We start from the raw sequence: 21548 nt of genomic DNA, 5'->3' as shown, positions 1-21548 counted from the left end.
TCGTCATACATCGGTGCGGATAGCACGAAATGCAAGATTGGTCCAGCAAGGGGCCAAACCGCACTGGGAACAGAGCGGGCGAGCCAGTGTTTGGCTGAAAAGGAGGCCGCGCCATGCCGATCACCCTCAAGGGCTCCTGCCGCTGCGGGACCGTCCATTTCTCGGTCGAGAGCCACGCCCCCGTCCCCTACCAGCTCTGCTACTGCTCGATCTGCCGCAAGACTGCGGGCGGCGGCGGCTTCGCGATCAACCTCTCGGCCGAGGCCGGGACGCTGAAGGTCGAGGGCGAAGACAAGGTCGGAACGTTCAGCGCCGAAATCCGCGATGACGATGGCCGCTGCGAACGCTCACAAGCCCAGCGCCGCTTCTGCTCGCATTGCGGCACCGCGCTCTGGCTGTTCGATCCGCGCTGGCCGGAACTGCTGCACCCCTTCGCCTCGGCGATCGACAGCCATCTGCCGCGCGCGCCCGAAAAGACCCATATCATGCTGCGGTTCAAGGCCGGCTGGGTCGAGCCTGCCATCGGGCCGAACGACCAGAGCTTCGATGAATACCCCGAGGAATCGATCGAGGACTGGCACCGCAAGCGCGGATTATGGGTGGAGTAAGCGACGCTGCAGCCGGATGGGAGAAGCCGGCAGCGCCGGCTTCTCCAGCAACGCCTTCAACCTGGCGTCACGCCCGGCTCAACCGCGCCAGCGGTGATGCCAGCCGCCGCCATGCCAGCGCGCCCCACCCCAGCCGCGATGCCAGCCGGGCCGCGGGCCCCAGGCATGATAGGCAGGACCACGCCAAACCGGGCCGACGACGACCGGGCCTCCGTAGACATACGGGCGATAATTCGGCCGGCAGAAACCGTAGACGTCGCGATGCCAACCAGCACCGCAACCATCCGCCGCCTGCGCCGACCCAACCATGCCGCCAACCGTCGCGATCGCGAGAGCAGCGGCGCCAACCACAACCTTGAGCATGACTGCCTCCATCAATTGGATGAGGACAATCTAAGCTTTCGCGCTCCGCCCTTCAAATTACAAATTGGTCATTCATCCAGCATTCATACAAAAATCGAGCACACACTCTATTCAACGTAAAGAATTCACTTGAACACGCACCGCCAGATCATACCGCACCCTCAATAACATGAACAGTCATTCATCGGAAACTGACCTCGATCTCCTTTCAAGAGATCCGCTCACTTCGCGAATGTGCTCCGACAGCGATCCGAGGTGGGCCAGGCGGCAATACCGCAAGGCATCTTTCGGCTCCTCCGCATGCTCCAGCGCCCAGGTCAGCTCATGAGGAACGTGGACCGCCCAGGAGCCTGCCTCCAGCGCCGGCAGGATGTCCGATTTCAGCGAATTGCCGACCATCATCGCGCGCTCGGCGCCGTCGCCATGGCGCGCGAAAATGCGGCGATAGGTTTGCGCCTGCTTGTCGCTGACGATCTCGACGGCTTGGAAGAAATCGCCGAGGCCGGACTGGGCGAGCTTGCGCTCCTGATCGAAGAGGTCGCCCTTGGTGATCATCACCAGCCGGTAGTCGCCGGCGAGCGCTTCCAGCGTCTCTCGCACATGCGGCAGGGTCTCGACGGGGTGAGCCGCCATCTCGCGGCCGGCGGCGAGGATCTCGCCGATGACGGAGGCCGGCACCTGCCCTCGCGTGATCTCGATCGCCGTCTCGATCATCGAGAGCACGAATCCCTTGATGCCGAAGCCGTAGAAACCGAGATTGCGCTTCTCGGCTTCGAGCAGGCGCCCGGAAATCTCGGCCGCCTCGCCGTGCTCGCCAAGCAGCGCGACGAAGCGATCCTCCGTCATCCGGAAGAACTGCTCGTTCTGCCAGAGCGTGTCGTCGGCGTCGAAGCCGATGGTGGTCAGATTCGGCATATCCGCGGCCTTATCGCCATCAAATCATCTCCCCTCAAACGGACGCTTGCACTTCACGGCTGTTGAACTAAGTTCAATAAACTAAGTTTAGCGAGGCAACCATGGACATCGTGAATATCCACGAAGCGAAGACCCATCTGTCCCGCCTCGTCGAGCGCGCCGCCAAGGGCGAGAGCTTTATCATCGCCAAAGCCGGCAAGGCGATGGTCAAGGTCGTACCCGTCGACGCACCCGATCAGAGCCGGATGCGCCGGATCGGCTTTCTGAGCGGCGCATTCGAAGTGCCGGATGATTTCGATCGCATGGGCGAAGACGAGATCGCGAACATGTTCGGCACCAACCCATGAAGCTGTTGGTCGACACGCATCTGTTGCTCTGGCTCGCCTTGGGTTCCAGCAAGCTTTCGACGCGGGCACGCTCTGTCATCGAAGATGCCGGCAATAGCCTCTTCTTCAGTGCAGCCAGCATCTGGGAAGTCGCAATCAAGCGTGGGCTCGACCGCGACGACTTCACGGTCGACCCTCGCCTCCTGCGTCGAGGCCTGCTCGACAACGGCTATGAAGAACTCGCCATCGACAGCCGACATGCGGTCGCGACGCTCGACCTTCCGCCTTTGCACAAGGACCCGTTCGACCGCATCCTGGTTGCGCAGGCCATGGTCGAAGGCATGACCTTGGCAACGGCCGATGAAGCCGTCGCCCGCTATCCCGGAACGATCCTGCGGGTCTGATGGGAGAGAGCGGTTCTGCCCTCAACCGTCCTTCGGCTTGATCGCGCCGAGCGCCGCCTGCGCGGCGGCGAGGCGGGCGATCGGCACGCGGAAGGGCGAGCAGGAGACGTAATCCAGACCCACGCTCTCGCAGAAGCCGATCGAGGCCGGATCGCCGCCATGCTCGCCGCAGATGCCGAGCTTGATGCCCGAGCGGGTCTTACGGCCGCGCTCGGCGGCGAGCTTCACCAGTTCGCCGACACCGTCCTGGTCGATGGTGACGAAGGGGTCGGCGTCGAGCAGGCCCTTGGCGGTGTAGGAGCCGAGGAAGGAAGAGGCGTCGTCGCGGCTGATGCCGAGCGTCGTCTGGGTCAGGTCGTTGGTGCCAAAGGAGAAGAACTCGGCGCTCTCGGCGATCTCGGCAGCGCGCAAGGCAGCGCGCGGCAGTTCGATCATGGTGCCAACCTGATAGTCGATCTTCGTGCCGCTCTCCTCGATCACGGCCTTGGCCATGGCGTCGATGCGAGCCTTGACGAGGTCGAGTTCGGGCTTGCCCATGACGAGCGGGACCATCACCTCGGGGATCACCGGCTTGCCGGTCTCCTTGGCGGCGATGACCGCCGCCTCGAAGATGGCGCGGGCCTGCATCTCGGCAATCTCGGGGAAAGCCACCGCGAGGCGGCAACCGCGGAAGCCGAGCATCGGGTTGAACTCGTGCAGCTCGGCCGCACGCTGGCGCAGCGCGTCCGGCGTGACGCCGAGTGCGGATGCGACCTCGCCGATCTCCTTGTCGCCCTGCGGCAGGAACTCGTGCAGCGGCGGGTCGAGCAGGCGGATCGTCACCGGCAGGCCGCTCATGATGGTGAAGAGCTGGACGAAATCCTGGCGCTGCACCGGGAGGAGCTTGGCAAGCGCGGCGCGCCGGCCCTTGTCGTCCTGCGCGAGAATCATCTCGCGGACGGCCTGGATGCGCCCCTCGTCGAAGAACATGTGCTCGGTGCGGCAGAGGCCGATGCCCTCGGCGCCGAACTCGCGAGCGGTCCTGGCGTCCTCCGGCGTCTCGGCATTGGCGCGGACCTTGAGGCGGCGGACCTTGTCGGCCCAGCCCATCAGCGTCGCGAACTCGCCGGAAAGCTCCGGCTTCTGCATCTTGATCTCACCGAGCAGGACCTGGCCGTTGCCGCCGTCGATGGTGACGAAATCGCCGGCCTTCAGCGTGGTCGGGCCGATCGAGAGCGTGCCCTTGGCATAGTCGATGCGGAGCTGGCCGGCGCCGGAGACGCAGGGCTTGCCCATGCCGCGCGCGACCACCGCCGCGTGCGAGGTCATGCCGCCGCGAGAGGTCAGAATCCCCTCGGCGGCATGCATGCCATGGATATCCTCAGGCGAGGTCTCGACGCGGACGAGGATGACCTTCCTGCCGGCCTTCTTGGCGGCTTCGGCATCGTCAGAATTGAAGACGATCTCGCCGGCGGCAGCGCCGGGCGAGGCCGGCAGGCCGGTGGTCAGCACGCGGCGCTCGGCCTTGGGATCGATGGTCGGGTGCAGGAGCTGGTCGAGCGCACCGGGCTCGACGCGGCCGACGGCCTCCTCCTGCGTGATCAGGCCTTCGGTCGCGAGCTCGACCGCGATGCGCAGCGCCGCCTTGGCAGTGCGCTTGCCGGACCGGGTCTGCAGCATCCAGAGCTTGCCCTCCTGGATGGTGAACTCCATGTCCTGCATGTCGCGGTAATGCTTCTCGAGGATGCCATAGATGCGGCAGAGCTCGGCATAGGCCTCCGGCATCTCCCGTTCCATCGAGGGCTTGTCGGAGCCAGCCTCGATACGCGCGGCCTCGGTGATGTCCTGCGGCGTGCGAATGCCGGCGACGACGTCCTCGCCCTGCGCGTTGATCAGAAACTCGCCATAGAGCGCGTTCTCGCCGGTCGAGGGATTGCGGGTGAAGGCAACGCCGGTCGCGGAGGTGTCGCCCATATTGCCGAACACCATCGACTGAACGTTGACCGCCGTGCCCCAACTCGCCGGAATGCTGTTCAGCTCGCGATATTTGATGGCGCGGGCATTCATCCAGGAGGAGAAGACGGCGCCGACCGCGCCCCAGAGCTGCTTCTCCGGGTCCTGCGGAAAGTCGGAGCCGAGCTCCTTCTTGACGATGTCCTTGTACTTGCCGACGAGCAGCTTCCAGTCGGCCGCCGACAGGTCGGTATCGAGATGGAGACCCTTGCGCTCCTTGTAGTCCTCCAGCGCCTCCTCGAAGAGGCCGTGGTCCACGTCGAGCACGACGTTGGAATACATGGTGATGAAGCGGCGATAGCTGTCCCAGGCGAAGCGCTCGTCGCCCGAGGCCTTGGCGACGGCCTCGACCGTCTCGTCGTTGAGGCCGAGATTAAGGACCGTGTCCATCATGCCCGGCATCGAGGCGCGCGCGCCGGAGCGGACCGAGACGAGGAGCGGATTGGCGGGGTCGCCGAAGGTCTTGCCGGTGAGCTTGGCCATGCCGGCGAGCGCGGCCTTGACCTGCCCGTCGAGCTCGGCCGGGAAGCTCTTGCCGTTGTCGTAATAGGCGGTGCAGACCTCGGTGGTGATGGTGAAGCCGGGCGGCACGGGCAGACCCAGATTGCTCATCTCGGCCAGGTTCGCACCTTTGCCGCCGAGCAGGTTCTTCATTCCCGCCTCACCCTCGGCCTTGCCGTCGCCGAAGGTGTAGACCCACTTCCCACCTGCCATCACATAGCCTCTTCTGTTCAACCGGACGAGGCAAACGCCGCGCCGGCGTGAAAGTTTCGTGTGCGTGCCGCCCATGACCATTGGTCATCGACAGCGGGGATGAGGCGCTCATGCCCAAACCGACATGAACAATCAATGAGCGTGTGCAGCATCGGCTGATGCGGCGCAATAGCCCGGCCGGGTTGCGTCAGACTCCCTTCCCCCGCGCGGCCCGGGGCCAGCGCAAAGGCCAGTTGACGATGCGCTCGGCGACCTCCTCCTCCGGCATCTCGTCCTCATTGGCGAAGACGCGGCCACGCACGGAGATACCGGCCGCGACCACCGTTTCGGGATCGCCGGAGACCAGCGGATGCCACCAGGGCAGGTCCTTGCCCTCGGCGACCAAACGATAGCCGCAGGTCGGCGGCAACCAGGGCAGCGTGCGGACTTCCTCTGGCGTCAGCGTCACGCAATCCGGCACCTTCTGAGAGCGGTTCGGATAGTCCCGGCAGCGGCAGGTTCCGGCCTCGAACAGGCGGCAGCCGACATCGGTCGCGAAGATGCGCCCGGTATCCTCGTCCTCGAGCTTGACCAGGCAGCAGCGGCCGCAGCCGTCGCAGAGCGATTCCCATTGCTCCCGCGACATCGCCTCCAGCGGCGTCGTCAGCCAGAAGGACTGCTCTTTGGGCGGGGTTTGCGTCATGGCAGGCTTATGCGCCCGCCGGCGGCAAGATGGAAGGCCATTCCCGCCCGCAAATGCCTCGCCGCTACCCAAGAAATTTACCGTCCCGCCTCTTATTCGGACGCAGGACATCCCCATCTGTCCTTCCCGGGCGCTCTGCTGTTGCCAAGTGGGCAGCCACACGGCAGGACTTATGCCGGGGGCTATTCGGAAGCCTGGAACCGCCATGGAGTTCAGGAAGGCTGGCTGGAGGACGCGGCTGAAGCGCTTCGCGCTCGCTGCAGACTCGTGGCTTGATGCCGGCCTGTGGGGCGCCGGGCGCCGGGCCGGCGAAATCCATGAGCGCATCCGCAGCATCGCCGATCGCCTGACCGTCAACGGCGGGAAGCGCATCGCCGCCGAATTCGCCAGCGAGGGCCTGAATATCGGCATCGTCGTTGCGATCTTCGTGCTGGCTCTGGCGCTGCCGGCCTTCCGGATCGGCAATGAGGAAGCCCTCAGGAGCCAGGTTTTGGCCGTCACCTTCCTCGATCGCTATGGCGCGCCGATCGGCCATCGCGGCGCGCGGCACGACGATTCGCTGAAGCTCGAGGAGATGCCGGACCATCTGCTCAAGGCCGTGCTCGCCACCGAGGACCGCCGCTTCTACGACCATTTCGGCATCGATCTGATCGGCACGCTGAGAGCAGTGACGGTGAATGCCCGCGCGTCCGGCGTCGTGCAGGGCGGGTCTTCGCTGACCCAGCAGCTCGCCAAGAACCTCTTCCTCAACAACGAGCGCTCGCTCGACCGCAAGATCAAGGAAGCCTTCCTCGCCCTGTGGCTGGAGACGCGGCTGACCAAGAACGAAATCCTCAAGCTCTATCTCGATCGGGCCTATATGGGCGGCGGCACCTTCGGCGCGGCGGCAGCGGCGGAGTACTATTTCGGCAAGTCGGTGAAGGACGTCTCGCTGGCCGAGGCGGCGATGCTCGCCGGCCTGTTCAAGGCGCCGACGAAATACGCCCCCCATGTCAACCTGCCGGCGGCTCGTGCGCGCGCCAACGACGTGCTCAACGCCATGGTCGATGCCGGCTTCATGACGGCGGGACAGGTCGACAGCGCCAAGCGCAACCCGGCGACGCCGGTCGACCGCAAGCGCGATTCCAGCCCCGACTACTATCTCGACTGGGCCTTCGACGCGGTGAAGGAGCTCGCCGCCGAAGGCAAGCTCGGCCCCGACCGCGTGCTGACGGTGAAGACGCCGCACGACATCGCAATTCAGGAGCGGGCCGACGAGGCGATCGAGTCGATCCTGCGCCAGCACGGGCCGGCCTATCGCGTGAAGCAGGCGGCGACCGTGATCATGGACCCGGACGGGGCGGTGCGCGCCATCGTCGGCGGGCGCGATTATGGTGCCAGCCAGTTCAACCGCGCGACCGCGGGCCAGCGCCAGCCGGGCTCCTCGTTCAAGCCCTTCGTTTACGCCACCGCGCTCTCAGCCGGGCTCTACAAGCCGAACACGATCGTCACCGACCGGCCGGTCTGCATCGGCAACTGGTGCCCGAAGAATTATGGCGGCTCGTTCTCCGGCTCGATGCCGCTCACCGTCGCGCTGGCAAAGTCGATCAATTCGATTCCGGTGCAGATGTCGATCGCCATCGGCAAGGCGACCGGCGAGACGCATGAGGCGCGGGCCGCCGCGATCGGGCGCAAGAAGATCGTCGAGATGGCTCATGCCATGGGCCTGACCACCCCGCTGACGGATACGGTCTCGCTGCCGATCGGCGCGGGCGAAGTCACCGTCATCGACATGGCGGCCGGCTATTCCGTGCTTGCCAATGGCGGGCGCCGGGCCAAGCCCTATGCGGCGATCGAGATCACCAATTCACAGGGCGAGGTGATCTATCGCCATGACCGCGACGAGCCGGAACCCAAGCAGGTGCTGAGCCCGCAGGTGGCGCAGGACATGAACTTCATGCTCTCGAAGGTGCCGACCGAGGGCACGGCCCGGCGCGCCGCGCTCGACGGCGTCGTCACCGCCGGCAAGACCGGCACGACCAATGGCTACAAGGACGCCTGGTATGTCGGCTATTCCGGCAATCTCGTCGGCGCTGTGTGGTTCGGCAACGACAATTCCGCCGAAACCGCGAACATGACCGGCGGCTCGCTGCCGGCGATGACGTGGAAAGAGATCATGCAGTTCGCCCATCAGGGGCTGGAGCTGAAGCCGATCCCAGGCGTACCCGCCGCCGACCCGAAGGGCGCGGCGGTCGCCAAGGCCGGCAGCGCGGCGCCGTCGCCCGGTGCCTCGGCCGGTCATATGCCGCGCCAGTCCTTCGAGGTGCTCTCGGCGGTCAGCTCGATGTTCAAGGCCGTCGAGCCGCGGCGTGTCGCCAGCCGCCCCATGCAAGTCGGCGCCCGAGACATCACCGGCAGCGAGCCCAGGGTCCGCTGACGCCCCGGACTGTTGACGATCATCAGAGCGGCGGGTCAACTCGCCCTGCGAAGTGCCAGGCGGAAGGACAGCGTGCGGATTCTCGACCTCGCCTATATCCTCGCCCTCGGCGGCTGCCTCGGACTGGGCACCGCGCATTGGGCGGTGGCCGGACGCCCGGCGATCGGCCGGGTGGAGGTCGGCGCCTGGACGGCCTGGCCGGGCAGCGGCAGCCGCGATGTCGATCCCTATATGCGTGCTTATCTCGCCCGCGGCGTGCATCTGCCGCTCGGCTCCGGCGAAGGATTGGAGCTGATCGCCGAGCGGGACGAGGCAGGGCAGCCGCTGGACGGGCGCTGCCGCTACCGGCTCTCCGGCGCGACGCCGACGACGCGCGGCTGGACCATCGGGATTACCGACGGCGACGGCCTGCCGTTCCGCCTGCCGCTGGAACGGACGAGTTTCACCGATTCGGAGATCGTCCGCCCGGAGGATGGCGGGCTCGCCATCATCGCCGCAGCCACGCCGGAGGCCGGCAACTGGCTACCCCTACCGGCAAGCGGTCGCTTCCAGATTCGCTTGCGACTCTACGACACGCCGATCTCGAGCCAGACAGGCGAGACGCGCGCCGCCAACCTGCCGCGCATCGCGCGCGTCGATTGCCGATGAGCGCCGTCAGCCACGACCCGCCGGAGCGGCGCCCTTCGCCCTTTGCCGGCTGGCGGCCGCGCCTGCACGCCGGTTTCGCGCGTTTCGCCATGACGACGCTGGCCGGGCTGATCCTCGCGGCCATCGTGCATATCGTCACGATCCTGGCGATCCCAGCCCTCTCCCGCCACGATGCCGCCCATGCCTATCGCGAGCTCGGCACAGATGGTCATGCCGAGACGATTCCCGCTCCCGGCAATACCCGCGGCCTGCCGGCCCTGCGCGAGGCCGATCCTGATGTCGTCACCGCCATCTGCAGCTACGATCTCTCGGCCGGCCCGATGCGGATCGTCGCCCGTACCGGTTCCCTGCCGCTCGGCCTGACGCTGCACCGGCAGGGCGGCGGCGTGCTCTACGCCATCACCGACCGCGCCGCGATCCGCGGGACGCTCGAATTCCTGGTGATGACCGAGGCCCAGCGAGACGAGCGCATCGCTGCCGACGACGAGGGCGAGACCAGCCGGGAATTGCGCGTCGTCTCCGACACCGAGCAGGGCCTGATCGTGGCGCGCGTGCTGCTGCGCCTGCCTTCGGACCGGGCCGATGCCGAGGCTCTCGCGACGGGCGTCGCCTGCGGCGCGGCAAACTAAGGTTAGCCCTTGTAGACGACCGGCCGCTTGCCCTCGCCGAAGGCGTCATTGAGCTGCATCTGGCAGAGAGGCCTTGCTTCCATCTCCAGCGCCATGATCGCACGCTCTGCCTTCACCGCCTCGCGCGACGGCATCTCGACGACGAGATTGGCCAGGGCGTAACGGTAGCTGCGGATGCGAAAATCGACGCGCTCGCAAACCCAGAAGACCAGCCCCTCGTTCTCGACGACGCGCGCATAGGCGGGCGCCTGCTTGTCGGCGGGCACATCGGGGGAGCCCTCGACGGTCCGCATTCGAACCCGGTCCATATTCACGACGCGCCCCGCATTGGCGCGGAACGGGCCGATCAGGAGGCGATCGGCATTGGCATCCTCGGCCAGCCGATTGTAGCGCGAGGCCTGCGAGGCGAAGGAAATCCCGGTCAGCCCGCGGAAATAGTCGGAAACGTCGGTCGACTGGGCCGCGACCGGCAGGATGCGGCTATGGGCGAGATTGGAGACCTCGCCCTGGAAGACGCTGTTCGGGCTGGACGGCATGACGAAGCGCCAGGCGCGGTCGCGCATCTGCTCCTCGTCATCGGTCAGGCGGAAATAGGAGGCCTGCTCGTCGCGGAAGGTCGCGGACCAGAAGCCCGCCTCGGGCGCGATCAGTTGCGACCAGACCGTCGGCCGCGGCCGGCCGAAATCCCCCGTCGTGGCGGTGCAGGCCGAGATCGACGCAGCCGCCAGCAAGGCGAGCAGCAGCTTGGCCGGTCCTCGTGTCACGCAGGCTGCCTGCGGGCGCTCTTGCGCGTTGCGACCTTGCGGGCTCGCGTGGCGGCGGAAGGCTTCGTGGCCGGCGGCCGGACCTCGGGCGCGCGCTCGTATCGCACGCCGGTGAAGAACAGGATCTCCGCCGTCTGCGGCGGAAGGGAGCAGGCAGAACCCTGCCAAGGGCGCCGCTGCGGCGCAAAGGGGATGACGACGGCCATGATGCGCCTCCTTATCCAGCGCCAGAGTTGCAACGCAGGAATCAGCGAGGTGCGGGCAGCACCGTGTCGCATCGCCCCGCAAGCCCATCAGGCCCGGACATGGTTAACGCGGCCTTAACGGTCGGGGATTAATGCTGCTCAACCATCGGTTTCCCTCTCCGAGCCTGCCATGCCTGCATCCGTTTCCAAGGAACTCGCCGATCTCGCACGCCTGGCGCGCGAGGGCGGGCTCGACCTCAGCCCGATCTCGTTGCGGGTGAAAGCAGATCTCCTGCTCTCGACGCCCCAGCCGCCGCTGGACGACCTCGTCGCCTTCAACGCCCTGGCGGAAGCGCTGCTGCCGGGCATCGACGAGGCGACCGCGCTCATCCTGGCGCGCAAGCTCGCCGGCTGGCCGCATACGCCCGCGCCGATCATGGCGGGGCTCGCCGCGAAGGGCGGGGCGGTGCTGGTGGAGATGGTGCGGCACGGCATGCCGCTGACCGAGGCCGAGCTCGAGCGCCTCGCCGAAACCGGTGGCGAGGCGATGCGCGCGGCACTGGCCGTCCGGCCTGATCTCAGCGCCCAGGCGGTCACCATGCTCGTTGCCGACGACCGATGGGAACTCGACCTCGCGCTGATCGCCAATCACAGCGCGCCGATGCCGCGCTCCGCGGTCGACAGCCTGATCGCAAAGGGCCGGATCGAGCCGGCCTATCGGCCCGGCCTGCTCGCGCGTCCCGACCTGTCCAATCTCGAGCTCGCGCCGCTTTTCCTCCATGCCGGAGCGGAACGACGCCTCGCGATCCTCGAATCGCTGATGGCGCGCGAAGCGCTGCATCCCAGCGAAAGGCGCCCTGCGCTGTCCGGCCCGACCTTTGCCAGCTGGCTCGACCTCGCCGCCGAGGATCGCGGCGCCGCCTTCGCCGCCATTGCCGACCATCTCGGCGGCGGCGCGACGCTCGCTGTCGCCATCGCGGCCGATACCTCGCGGGATCTCGCCGCACTCGTTCTCACCGCCTGCGGTGCAACGGTGGAAGAAGCCACGCGTTTCCTGATCCGGCTCGGCGACGATGCGGCCCATTCGGTCGAGCGCATCTTCGCGCTGGTCGCCTTGATGCGCTCGGCAAGACCCGCCATCGCCTTTCGCCTCGCGATGCATATCGCCGGCATCACGGCGGCGGCGCCCCAACGACGTGGCCAGCATCAACCCGCCATGGACCCGAGCGGAACGCCGTCGCGCGCCGGCAACGCCCGGCCGGAAGCACAGCCGGCGATGTCGGAGGTTCTCGGAAAGATCGGGGCGAAGCGCGAGCGCGGCTAAACCACCTCGCTCAGGGAAATTGTTTCAATCTGCGACCAGTACGAGCCGCGGATCGCCCGCCCGGTTCTCGATCTCGACCAGCCAGAGATCCCCGTCGAAGCGCAATTCGCGATCAACGCGGTCTTCGATCGCAAGGGGATCGGCATCGAGCAGTAGCTGGAAGCGGCGCTCGCCATCATCCTCGGCCAGAGCCTGCGGCGCCGGGCCGTAGAGGGCAGCGGTGCCGTCCAGTCGGTCGAGCTTGACGAAGATGGCACCGGCCTCGCGCGCGCCACGGCGGCGCAACACGGCGACGAAGCCATCGAGAGCCGCCTGCCGGAGATAGGCCGAAACCCAGAAATCGCTGGTCAGGCGCGCCATGTCACGCGCCGCGAATCAGGTGCGCGGTGCCGCGCCGGCGCGGTTGGCGGCTTTGACATCCGCCGGCGGGCGTAGATCGCCGTTGATCAGGTCGGCGATCGGATCGCGCGCGGGAGCAGGAGCCGCAGCAGCACGGGCCGCAGGAGCCGGAGCAACGGGTGCTGCAGCGCGCGGCGCAGCGGGGACCGGCGCCGGCGGGCGAGGTTGCGCTTCACGAGCCTGCTGCGTCTGCGAGAGATCGTTCGGCCGAGCCGGCGGACGGATCGGCTGCGCGGGAGCTTCCACAGCAGGGGCAGACGCAGGCTCGGCGCGGCGCTCGGCGGCGGCTCGTGGCTGCGAAACGGGAGTGGCGTGCGAGAGGATCGGCGCCGGATGGCGCGCCTTCTGGAACATCAGCGCATTGGCGACGATGGCAAGCGAGACGATGCCGAAGGCGAGCAGCACGAGCGCCCGGCCCGGCCGCTTGCCGGCGACGCGAGCGACCCGGCCGAACCAGGAGGGCTTGCGGCGCGCGGCTTGAGCGCGGCGCACCGGTGCGGAGAGGGAAGCGCCTGAATGGGCGCGGGCGGCCATGGTCACGGACATCGGTCAGCTCGTCTTCAGGCAGTCAGGCGGAGAGGTTCTTTGGTATCGAGGCCCCGGCGCGGCGCCCGGGCGAAAGTGACGATCTTGGCAGGCTGCTCGACGCCGTCTGCGCCACCGACCGGCAAGCGGACCGAGACGCGCGTGCCGACGCCCGGCGCGCTCTCGACCGTCAGGCGGCCGCCATGCAGGCCAACGAGCCCGCGCACGACCGAGAGACCCAGACCAGTGCCTTCATGCGGCCGGTCATAGGCGCCCTTGGCCTGGAAGAAGGGATCACCCAGCCGCGGCAGATCGGCGGCGGCGATGCCGATGCCGGTATCGGAGACGGAGAGATCGATCGTGTCGCCATCGCGCACGACGGCCAGCGTCACCCGCCCACCGGCCGGAGTAAACTTGATGGCGTTCGAGAGCAGGTTGAGCACGACCTGCTTCAGCGCACGCCGGTCGCCGTCCATCGCCGGAAGGCCCGGACCGACTACGCGCTCCAGCGCGATGCCGCCGGTCTCGGCGCGCAACGCCATCAGCGTGCAGCAATCCTGCGCCATCGCCGTCAGGTCGAGCGGCTCGCGCTCGATGGCCATCGCGCCGCTCTCGATCTTCGAGATGTCGAGCAGCGTGTTCACGACATCGAGCAGGTGATGGCCGGACGCATGGATGATGCGGGCGTATTCCAGGCGCTTCTCGGCGTCGAGCCAGCCATTGTTCTCGTCGCTCAACATCTCCGAAAAGCCGATAATCGCGTTCAGCGGCGTGCGCAGTTCGTGGCTTACCGTCGCCAGGAACTGGCCTTTGATGTCATTGGCGCGCAGCGCTTCGGCATGGCCGCGCTCGCGGGTTTCCTCGGCGGCACGGCGCTCGGTGACGTCGCGCATCACGCAGACGACGGCCGCGCCGTCGGCGGCAGCCGCACCCGCGACACGGCAGGCCTGCATTTCCAGCCAGAGCGAGACCGGGAGGCGGGTTTCGCCCGCGCCTTCGCGCGGCACGAAGAGTGTGCGGAACGAGGCCGTTACGCCCTCCTCGCCATGAGCGGCATCGCTCAGCGCCTTCAGAAAGATCGGCCGATCGGCAATGTGGACGCGCTCGAACAGGCCGCGTCCGAGCAATTCGCGCGGATCGGCACCGGCCAGCGTGCGCGCAGCCGCATTGGCGAAGACGACCGCGCCGCTGGCATCGTGCCAGGTGACGAGATCGCCGACATGGTCGAGCAGCAGCTGCGATCGCGCATCGGAGATGCGGTGCTCGCGCTCCTCGGCATGACGACGGCGCAGCAGGACAGCCGTCACGACCAAGGCTTGAGCGAGCGCGGACATCGCGAGAAGCGGCATCGCCTCGCCGGTCCAGAGCGTCGCTTCAGCGAACAATCCGAACCATTGCAGCCCGATGGCGGCAAACAGCGCGCCGACCGCGATCCATCCAGCCCGCAGCATGAAGCCACGCGAACCGAAGAAGGCTGCCTCGACCGGCACGACCGCGAGCCAGAGCAACAAGGGCGAAGACAGGCCGCCGGTTGCGCCGGCCAGTGCCACGATGAAAAGGGAGAGCGCGGTGGAGGACAGCGCATGCGCCGCATCGAGGCGGCCCGTGCGAGAGACGAACGCGATGGAGAGAACCGCCAGCGCGGCAGCCACGATCATGGCAGCCTCGAAGGCGCCGGGCGCGCCGCGCCAGGCCAGATAGGCGGGAGCCAGACCAAGCATGCCGCCGCCGACGAGCAGGCGCGACAGAACGAAACGTTCATGACGCTGCCTTTCCGCCGTGTCGGACTGCACCGATGCATGCACCAGTGCCGCCGCCTGTGTCCTCAATGCTGTCATCACCATACGGAACGCAACGCCTTACTGTCGCGGATACCCCCATCCGCTCGGCGCATCTCGCCATGGCCGGTTTAAGCGGGGCTTAAAGGCGAACGGCTCCGAAAGCAGGCCCAGCCGCCCTGAGACCAGAATTTCAGACGTTTTTTCATAGAGTTATATCAAATGCTCGGGTTTTTTCGGCACATTCCGATGTTCGCGGCAAGGTGAACGGAAGCTGAAGATCAGCCGTCGCATTCGACACGCATTTGAGCGTTCGGAATGACGCGATTTTTCCGGATTCCGGCCTAGATTGATCCCGCGGCGCATAGGAAGGCGCCGACGACGGAGACCGACATGGCCTATCTGCTGCGCAAGATCGCGATCATCGGCCTGATCGCCGTGAACTCGCCGGTCCATAGCGGCAAGCCGGCCGATGCGGCCTTGCCGCAGGCCGTGCGCCAAGCCACCGAGGCCGTCCGGACCGAGACCCGCAACGTCGCGGGCAGCCTGACGGCGGCGCGCGAGGCGGCGGAGATCCTGGCGGGGATGGACCCGGTGCTGCGTGAGCGTATCCTACATGCGGCAGCGACGGCGATGACGGGGAAACAGGCGCCGCCGCAGCGCTGAGCGCTTGACGCTCCCCCGCAATCGCGGGAAGAGGCCCGGCATGACGACAAGCCTCGACGACATCGTCGCGAATTTCGAACTGCTCGACGAGTGGGACGATCGCTATCGCTACCTCATCGAACTCGGCAAGAGCCTCGAGCCCCTGCCCGAGAACGACCATGTCGACGCCAACAAGGTGCGCGGCTGCGCCAGCCAGGTCTGGCTCGTCGCCCATCGCGAAGACGGCAGCGGGCCGCAGACCCGGCTCCATTTCGTCGGCGACAGCGACGCCCATATCGTGCGTGGGCTCGTCGCACTGGCGCTGGCGATCTTCTCGGGGCGGCCAGCCTCCGAAATCCTCGCGACCGACGCCTTCGCCATCTATGAACGCCTCGGCCTCGCCGCCCATCTCACGCCGCAGCGCTCGAACGGTGTGCGCGCGATGATTGACCGGATCAAGCGCGACGCTCAGGCTGCTGCTGCGGCCTGAGCCGGTTCAGCCGGGCATCGGGAACTCGCTCGGCCGGGCCCCGTCCGCCTGCCAACTCCGCATCCCCGTCCGGCGACCGCGGCGATCCAGCCCGTAATGCGTCACGAGCGCTGCCAGCGCGACACGCAGCACGACCTTGGCGGAGCGGGGCGGCCAACGGCGCTCCTTCTCGACCAGATCGAGGCCCTTGAGAAAGCCGCAGATATCGATCGCGAGCCCCGACAACTCAGGACCCAGCCGGTCGCAGGCGAGCCTCACGCGCTGGCGCGCCGCAAGTGCGGTGTCTGACGAACCGGCGGCATCGCGCGGTCCCGCTCCCGCCTGCTCGGGCGTCAGTGCCGCGTCCCAGTTCATCGTCGTGCGCGGCAGCATCCCGGCCAGGGTGATATCGGCCCGGAAGCGTTCGCCCGCCGCGAATTCCTCGTCGCTGATCTGAGGCCTGCCATCTTTCCCGGGGCGGCGGTACAACCAGAGCAGCGGGCTTTCGCGATCGTCCATGGACGGAGCCGGCGGCTCCCCGGATTGCGCCTTCTCCGCGAACGGCGCTTTCCGCGTCGATGGAGCGAGGCCAAGCCGGGCGGCTTTCGCATCGTTCGACCAGGCGACCAGTCCCTCGGCCTCCAGCGCCTGCACCGTCTCGGGCGCGACATAACCGGCGCCCAGGCTCGTGCCGTTCACTGTCCGGTATAGCGCGATCCGACCGCAGCCCAGCGGCGAGGGCAATCCATAGCATCCGGCTTCGGCGAGGTGCTTCAGCAGGCGGCTGCGCTCGCTGTGTTCGGTCTCGGCGGTCATCGGCCGGCCTCCACAGGCTGGTTGCCCAGCTTCGCCATCGTGGCGAGAAGAGCGGTTTCCAGAGCCGTCAAACCGAATTCCAGTCCGGGATCGTCACGGCGATCCTCGATCAGGGCGCAGGCGTGGCGGACGGTCGTGCGATCCCGGCCGAAGCAGACGCCGACGCGGGTCAGGCTGAGGCCGAAGGCGACATGGGTCAGGTACATCGCCGTCTGACGGGCGAGCGCGACCGGTTTCCGACCCCGGTTCGCCGCGCGCATGCCAGCCAGCGGGATGCGCGCCGCAGCCGCCGTGGCCACTTCCGCCAAGCGCGCCTCAGCGGTCGCGCGAAGTGCAACTTGTGATTGGTCGCCCGCTATGTTCATATTATGTTCCTATCCACAGCCGACCCGCTCCCTCCAGCGGGCTTGTGGTATATAGGATTATATTCTTATCTCTTGTCTGGCAAGCCCTGAGGCAGATTTATCCCCGCCCCCTCCCCCGGGGAGCAGCGCGCAAGAAAAAAAGCCGCCAAGATCATCGGCGGCTTTTTCCCGGAGCATTTTGTTTCGGCGCAATTCCGGACGCAAAACCGCTTTGCGCTTTTGCTGAAATTGCTCCAGGTCTTTATTTTACCGCATTTTCTTCACGCGAACCGGTGTCCACTTCGCTCGAAAATGCTCTAGATCAGCGCGTCAATCCTGCGCTGAACAGATCGTTCAGCGACGCTTGCGGCGCTGCTGGCCGAGGCCCATCTTCTTCGCAAGCTGAGAGCGCGCCTCGGCGTAGTTCGGCGCAACCATCGGGTAGTCCGGCGGCAAGCCCCACTTCTCGCGATACTGCTCCGGCGACATGTTGTACTGCGTGCGCAGGTGCCGCTTCAGCGATTTGAACTTCTTCCCGTCCTCGAGGCAGATCAGATAGTCGGCCGTGATCGACTTCTTCACGGGGATGGCAGGCTTGGGAGCCTCGACCTGCACCACCGGCGCGGCGCCACCGATCACGCGGCTCAGTGCCGAGTGAACTTCGCTGATCAGAGCCGGCAGGTCGGAAGCAGGCACGGAATTGTTGGAGACGTAGGCGGAAACGATATCCGCCGTCAGCTCAATGAAGTCAGCTCCGTCGTTCTCGGTCATGGCGATGTCTCTTCCTTATCGTTCTTGGTAGCGTTCTGCGCTGATCGTCCACCGCCTCGCATCCGATAGCCTGAATAATACTACCAATAGTGGGTCAAGCACCATCGGCCCAGAATCGGACAACGCGGACTGATCGGGATAAGCGTTTATTCGATACTGTTTAGTTGTGCAAGCCAGCAATCCTCAACAATTGAGACATGCAAAGCTCAAGAATTCATCAGCGGGATGCTGCATTGCACTGAGCGGGAAAATCAAAGCCGCACCGGGCCCTGATGTCTTGCAAGCTCAATCCGCGGCCTCTACCTGTCGGCCTCCCTCGCCGGAGATCGCCATGCGCAAGGATCAGGATCGTCACTCCCCGAGCGCCACGCCGCGCCGACGCAGCCGCGCGCCTGCGCCGCCGCAAGCCGAGATCAGGACCACGGAGACCAAGGTTCACGGCGTCACGTTGAGCGACGATTACGCATGGCTGCGCGCGGAAAACTGGAAAGAGGTTCTGCGCGAGCCGGATGTCCTGCCGGCCGATATCCGCAACTATCTCGAAGCCGAGAATGCCTATTGCAAGGCACTGATGGCGCCGACCCGGGCCTTGCAGAAGGAACTGGTCAAGGAGATGCGCGGCCGGATCAAGGAAGACGATTCGAGCGTCCCGCAGCCGGACGGACCGTTCCTCTACTATTCGCGCTACCGCAAGGGCGCCGAGCATCCGCTGATCTGCCGCAAGCCGCGTCATACCGCCAGGTTGAAGGGCCGCGCGGGCGAGGAGATCATGCTCGACGCCGATCTATTGGCCGAAGACAAGGATTTCTTCGATCTCGGCGATACCGCGCATAGCCCGGATCACCGCCTGCTCGCCTGGAGCGCCGACGAGGCAGGCTCGGAGCTGCACACGATCCATGTCCGGGACCTGGAGAGCGGCAACGAACTGCCGGACCTCGTCAAGGACACCACGGGCGAGATGATCTGGGCGCGCGATTCCCGTTCGTTCTTCTACGTTGCCCTCGACGACGATCATCGCCCGTCACGGGTGAAGCGCCACCGCCTCGGCACGCCCGTCGAAAAGGACGAACTGCTCCATGACGAAGCCGATGCCGGGATGTTCGTCGATATCGACAAGACCCAGTCCGGCCGCTTCCTGCTGATCACGATCGGGGATCACGAGACCTCGGAGACCCGCATCCTCGATCTAGACCGGCCGGAGGCTGAGCCCGTGCTCGTCGCAGCTCGCGAGCCCGGTCGCCAATATAGCCTCGAGCATCACGGCGACATCTTCGCGATCCTGACCAATGCCGACGGCGCCGAAGACTTCAAGATCGTCACCGCGCCCGTCGATGCGCCCGATCCGAAGAACTGGCATGACCTGATCGCGCACAAGTCCGGGCGCCTGATCCTCGACCATGTCTGCCTGAAGGGCCGTCTGATCCGACTCGAGCGCGAGGACGGGCTGCCGCGCATCGTCATCCACGATCTCGCTACAGGTTCCGAGAGCAGCATCGCCTTCGACGAGGAGGCCTATGGGCTCGGCATGGATGCGGGCTACGAATTCGAGACCGACACGCTGCGCTTCATCTATGCCTCGATGGCGCGACCGGCCGAAACCTATGACTATGACCTCGCCACCGGCGAAAGGACCTTGCTGAAGCGGCAGGAAGTCCCCTCCGGCCATGATCCGGCGAGCTACAAGGTGCGCCGCATCTTCGCCACGGCCTCGGACGGCGCACGCGTGCCGATCTCGATCCTGCATCGGGCCGATCTCGTACTCGACGGCAACGCCCCCTGCCTGCTCTACGGCTACGGCTCGTATGGCTCGGCGATGTCGGCCTCGTTCCGGACGCGGCCGCTCAGCCTGGTCGATCGCGGCTTCGTCTATGCGATCGCGCATGTGCGCGGGGGGACCGACAAGGGGTGGCGCTGGTATCTCGACGGCAAGCGCGAGAACAAGCGCAACACCTTCACCGATTTCATCGCCGCGGCCGGAGCGCTCGCCGATGCCGGCTTCACAAGGCGCGGACGCATCGTCGCCGAGGGCGGCAGCGCCGGCGGGATGCTGATGGGCGCGGTCGCAAACATGGCGCCGGAACTCTTCGCGGGGGTCGTAGCGGAGGTGCCCTTCGTCGACGTGCTCAACACGATCCTCGACGACACCCTGCCGCTGACGCCGCCGGAATGGCCGGAATGGGGCGATCCGATCCGCGACGTGAAGGCCTTCGAGACCATCCGCAGCTATTCGCCCTATGACAATGTAACGGCTCAGGCCTATCCGCCGATCCTCGCGATGGCCGGCTTGACCGATCCGCGCGTGACCTATTGGGAGCCGGCGAAATGGGTCGCACGGCTGCGGGCAACCATGACGGGCGGCGGACCGGTGATGCTGCACACCAATATGGACGCCGGCCATGCCGGCTCGGCCGGGCGTTTCGACTCGCTGAAGGAGACGGCGCTGGCCTATGCCTTCGCCATCCACACGGTCGGCGAAGGCTGGGAGGCGAAGGGCGCCTGATCAGACGCCCAGCCGGCTCTTCTCGCTGGCGAGATAGACCTTCAGCTCGTCCATCGAGGCGAAGCTGTATTCGCCATCGGGCGTACGCGCCCGGATCGAGCCGTCGGCGTAGATCGTGAAATGCGCGTCGCCGACCTGATAGGCACCGACGATGCCCTCGTCGGACGCGGGGCGAGCCTCCGGAGCCGCGGGCGTTTCTTCGACCTGGGCTTCGCTCACCTCGGCATGCACGGCCGCCTGCTCCGGCTCCATCTTGGCGGCATCGACCTGATCGTCATGCGGTGCCGACCCGACGGTTTCGGAAACCGCCGACGTCTCGATGTCGTCGCTCGCAGGCTCGGCGGCCTCGTCGAAAGCATGGGCTTCCGTCCGCGGCGGCCAATGGGGTGTCACCTCCGCGGCAGGCTCCGGCTCCGCAACGGGCGGCGTGTCGAGCCATGGTTCCCGCCGCGGCGAGGCGCGATCCATCCAGGACTCGGCCACGGCGAAGGGATCAGCCTCCTGCGAGAAAGAGGGCTCGATGCGGCCGGCTTCGCGCTCGGGCTCATTGAGATGGCCGGCGAGGCTCGCGCGCAGGGCGCTGAACTCGTCAAGCTCGGTACCGCTTTCAGCAGCAGCAGGCGCCTCGACCGGCTCGCCATGTGTCGCCGGCGGCTCGTCCGCAAGCCGCTCTTCGGTGGGCGCGGGTTCGTCAAACCGGGGGAAGCTCCAGTCCCGATCGGCGGCATGCACCTTGGCAGCGACCAGTTCCGCGGGCTCATGCCCTTCCGCTTCCAGCTCGACCGGAGATCCGGCGTGCTCGACCGGCAGCGGCGCCGACAAGGCCTCGTCGAACATGTCGGGCAAAGGCTCGGCTTCCTCTGACGAAATCGGCTCGTTCTCGTGAGCCTCCTCGGGCTTCTCGGCGGCGGCGGAGTCCGGCTCCGCGAGATGCTGCGTCACGAGCGCGCCGAACAGGTCCCTGTCGCCGGATGCATGCGGCTCTTCCGCAGGAGCCGGAGAGCTTTCGCCTTCAGAGGCCGTCAGCGCATGGGCCACGGCGCCCGCTGCCGCAGCGCCGGCAACAGCCCCGATCACGGCGGGAGCCGCAGCGCCCGGGAAGGGCGGGAGCTCGGGGCGCGGAGGCATTGCTGGCGAAAGAGGAAGTACCGCAGCCGCGGGTGTCTGTGCCTCGGAGCGAAGCTCAAGCGCCTCGATCAGCGCGCGTCGGGTCGCACGAACTTCTTTCAGGACCCAGGCGAGCGACAGCATGATCAGGCCGGCACTGCTCGCGATAGAGCCGATGATGACCTGCGTGAAGCCGCGTTCCAGCACCAGATAGGGCCAGCCGT

Annotated in this window: 22 protein-coding genes and 1 pseudogene; 10 read left to right on the top strand and 13 right to left on the bottom strand. The window is 66.7% G+C overall.

Annotated features, from left to right (window positions below):
• The first annotated feature begins 113 nt into the window (after window positions 1-113).
• Window positions 114-608, top strand: coding sequence for a GFA family protein (locus Q0Q36_RS22400; RefSeq protein WP_293801605.1), 495 nt, complete (start codon window positions 114-116; stop codon window positions 606-608).
• A 78-nt stretch (window positions 609-686) separates the two neighbouring features.
• Here Q0Q36_RS22400 and Q0Q36_RS22395 read toward each other — a convergent pair whose 3' ends face one another.
• On the bottom strand, window positions 687-971 hold the full coding sequence (locus Q0Q36_RS22395) for a hypothetical protein (protein ID WP_293801603.1): 285 nt from the start codon (window positions 969-971) through the stop codon (window positions 687-689).
• Between the two features lie 177 nt (window positions 972-1148).
• Window positions 1149-1886, bottom strand: coding sequence for an HAD family hydrolase (locus Q0Q36_RS22390; protein WP_293801601.1), 738 nt, complete (start codon window positions 1884-1886; stop codon window positions 1149-1151).
• 101 nt (window positions 1887-1987) lie between these two features.
• Between Q0Q36_RS22390 and Q0Q36_RS22385 the strand changes: the two genes are divergently transcribed.
• Both Q0Q36_RS22385 and Q0Q36_RS22380 read left to right on the top strand, forming a co-directional pair.
• Window positions 1988-2233: a type II toxin-antitoxin system Phd/YefM family antitoxin gene (locus Q0Q36_RS22385; protein WP_293801599.1), complete on the top strand. Its 246-nt coding sequence runs from the start codon at window positions 1988-1990 to the stop codon at window positions 2231-2233.
• Entirely contained in the window at window positions 2230-2616 is a 387-nt protein-coding gene (locus Q0Q36_RS22380) for a type II toxin-antitoxin system VapC family toxin (protein WP_265058374.1), read from the top strand. The genes Q0Q36_RS22385 and Q0Q36_RS22380 overlap by 4 nt, the downstream gene beginning before the upstream one ends.
• Window positions 2617-2637: 21 nt before the next feature.
• On the opposite strand, the gene ppdK is transcribed toward Q0Q36_RS22380, so the two are convergent.
• Both ppdK and Q0Q36_RS22370 read right to left on the bottom strand, forming a co-directional pair.
• The gene (gene ppdK / locus Q0Q36_RS22375; protein WP_293801597.1) at window positions 2638-5322 is read right to left on the bottom strand and encodes a pyruvate, phosphate dikinase; all 2685 of its coding nucleotides are present in this window, start codon (window positions 5320-5322) and stop codon (window positions 2638-2640) included.
• A 187-nt stretch (window positions 5323-5509) separates the two neighbouring features.
• On the bottom strand, window positions 5510-6004 hold the full coding sequence (locus Q0Q36_RS22370) for a YcgN family cysteine cluster protein (RefSeq protein ID WP_293801595.1): 495 nt from the start codon (window positions 6002-6004) through the stop codon (window positions 5510-5512).
• A 205-nt stretch (window positions 6005-6209) separates the two neighbouring features.
• Here Q0Q36_RS22370 and Q0Q36_RS22365 point away from each other — a divergent pair, with 205 nt between their 5' ends.
• From Q0Q36_RS22365 to Q0Q36_RS22355, 3 genes are all read left to right on the top strand, one after another.
• Complete coding sequence (locus tag Q0Q36_RS22365; protein WP_293801593.1) at window positions 6210-8420, top strand: transglycosylase domain-containing protein; 2211 nt, start codon at window positions 6210-6212, stop codon at window positions 8418-8420.
• A gap of 72 nt (window positions 8421-8492) precedes the next feature.
• A complete protein-coding gene (locus tag Q0Q36_RS22360) occupies window positions 8493-9068 on the top strand; it encodes a DUF1214 domain-containing protein (protein WP_293801591.1) in 576 nt (191 codons plus the stop codon).
• Window positions 9065-9697, top strand: a complete 633-nt coding sequence (locus Q0Q36_RS22355) for a hypothetical protein (protein WP_293801589.1) — start codon at window positions 9065-9067, stop codon at window positions 9695-9697. The genes Q0Q36_RS22360 and Q0Q36_RS22355 overlap by 4 nt, the downstream gene beginning before the upstream one ends.
• A gap of 2 nt (window positions 9698-9699) precedes the next feature.
• Here Q0Q36_RS22355 and Q0Q36_RS22350 read toward each other — a convergent pair whose 3' ends face one another.
• Together Q0Q36_RS22350 and Q0Q36_RS22345 are read right to left on the bottom strand one after the other, a co-directional pair.
• On the bottom strand, window positions 9700-10461 hold the full coding sequence (locus Q0Q36_RS22350) for a hypothetical protein (RefSeq protein WP_293801588.1): 762 nt from the start codon (window positions 10459-10461) through the stop codon (window positions 9700-9702).
• Window positions 10458-10667: a hypothetical protein gene (locus Q0Q36_RS22345; protein ID WP_293801586.1), complete on the bottom strand. Its 210-nt coding sequence runs from the start codon at window positions 10665-10667 to the stop codon at window positions 10458-10460. Before Q0Q36_RS22345 ends, Q0Q36_RS22350 begins: the two co-directional genes overlap by 4 nt.
• A 169-nt stretch (window positions 10668-10836) precedes the next feature.
• Between Q0Q36_RS22345 and Q0Q36_RS22340 the strand changes: the two genes are divergently transcribed.
• A complete protein-coding gene (locus Q0Q36_RS22340; protein WP_293801584.1) occupies window positions 10837-11970 on the top strand; it encodes a DUF2336 domain-containing protein in 1134 nt (377 codons plus the stop codon).
• A gap of 24 nt (window positions 11971-11994) precedes the next feature.
• On the opposite strand, the gene Q0Q36_RS22335 is transcribed toward Q0Q36_RS22340, so the two are convergent.
• The 3 genes from Q0Q36_RS22335 to Q0Q36_RS22325 are packed head-to-tail and all read right to left on the bottom strand — an operon-like array spanning window position 11995 to window position 14738.
• The gene (locus Q0Q36_RS22335) at window positions 11995-12330 is read right to left on the bottom strand and encodes a DUF1491 family protein (RefSeq protein WP_293801582.1); all 336 of its coding nucleotides are present in this window, start codon (window positions 12328-12330) and stop codon (window positions 11995-11997) included.
• Between the two features lie 15 nt (window positions 12331-12345).
• On the bottom strand, window positions 12346-12915 hold the full coding sequence (locus Q0Q36_RS22330; RefSeq protein WP_293801580.1) for a hypothetical protein: 570 nt from the start codon (window positions 12913-12915) through the stop codon (window positions 12346-12348).
• Window positions 12916-12929: 14 nt separating this feature from the next.
• Window positions 12930-14738, bottom strand: a complete 1809-nt coding sequence (locus tag Q0Q36_RS22325) for a cell wall metabolism sensor histidine kinase WalK (RefSeq protein ID WP_293801578.1) — start codon at window positions 14736-14738, stop codon at window positions 12930-12932.
• A gap of 327 nt (window positions 14739-15065) precedes the next feature.
• Between Q0Q36_RS22325 and Q0Q36_RS22320 the strand changes: the two genes are divergently transcribed.
• On the top strand, window positions 15066-15338 hold the full coding sequence (locus tag Q0Q36_RS22320) for a hypothetical protein (protein ID WP_293801576.1): 273 nt from the start codon (window positions 15066-15068) through the stop codon (window positions 15336-15338).
• 40 nt (window positions 15339-15378) lie between these two features.
• Complete coding sequence (locus Q0Q36_RS22315) at window positions 15379-15807, top strand: SufE family protein (protein WP_293801574.1); 429 nt, start codon at window positions 15379-15381, stop codon at window positions 15805-15807.
• Window positions 15808-15813: 6 nt separating this feature from the next.
• Here the strand turns inward: Q0Q36_RS22315 and Q0Q36_RS22310 are convergent, their stop codons facing one another.
• The 3 genes from Q0Q36_RS22310 to Q0Q36_RS22300 all read right to left on the bottom strand — a co-directional run bounded on the left by Q0Q36_RS22310 (window position 15814) and on the right by Q0Q36_RS22300 (window position 17717).
• Window positions 15814-16602 (bottom strand): DUF6456 domain-containing protein, encoded by a 789-nt coding sequence (locus Q0Q36_RS22310; protein ID WP_293801572.1) that lies wholly within the window; start codon window positions 16600-16602, stop codon window positions 15814-15816.
• A complete protein-coding gene (locus tag Q0Q36_RS22305; RefSeq protein WP_293801606.1) occupies window positions 16599-16901 on the bottom strand; it encodes a helix-turn-helix domain-containing protein in 303 nt (100 codons plus the stop codon). The genes Q0Q36_RS22310 and Q0Q36_RS22305 overlap by 4 nt, the downstream gene beginning before the upstream one ends.
• 399 nt (window positions 16902-17300) lie before the next feature.
• Complete coding sequence (locus Q0Q36_RS22300; protein ID WP_265058358.1) at window positions 17301-17717, bottom strand: MucR family transcriptional regulator; 417 nt, start codon at window positions 17715-17717, stop codon at window positions 17301-17303.
• A gap of 331 nt (window positions 17718-18048) precedes the next feature.
• On the opposite strand from Q0Q36_RS22300, the gene Q0Q36_RS22295 reads away from it, so the two are divergent.
• Entirely contained in the window at window positions 18049-20217 is a 2169-nt protein-coding gene (locus tag Q0Q36_RS22295; protein WP_293801570.1) for a S9 family peptidase, read from the top strand.
• Here the strand turns inward: Q0Q36_RS22295 and Q0Q36_RS22290 are convergent.
• Window positions 20218-21548 (bottom strand): annotated as a pseudogene (locus tag Q0Q36_RS22290) (hypothetical protein); the annotation flags it as partial.

Origin of the sequence: uncultured Allobosea sp. (assembly GCF_945957345.1) — a bacterium.
Classification (GTDB): domain Bacteria; phylum Pseudomonadota; class Alphaproteobacteria; order Rhizobiales; family Beijerinckiaceae; genus Allobosea.
This window is presented reverse-complemented; position numbering and strand designations above follow the sequence as displayed.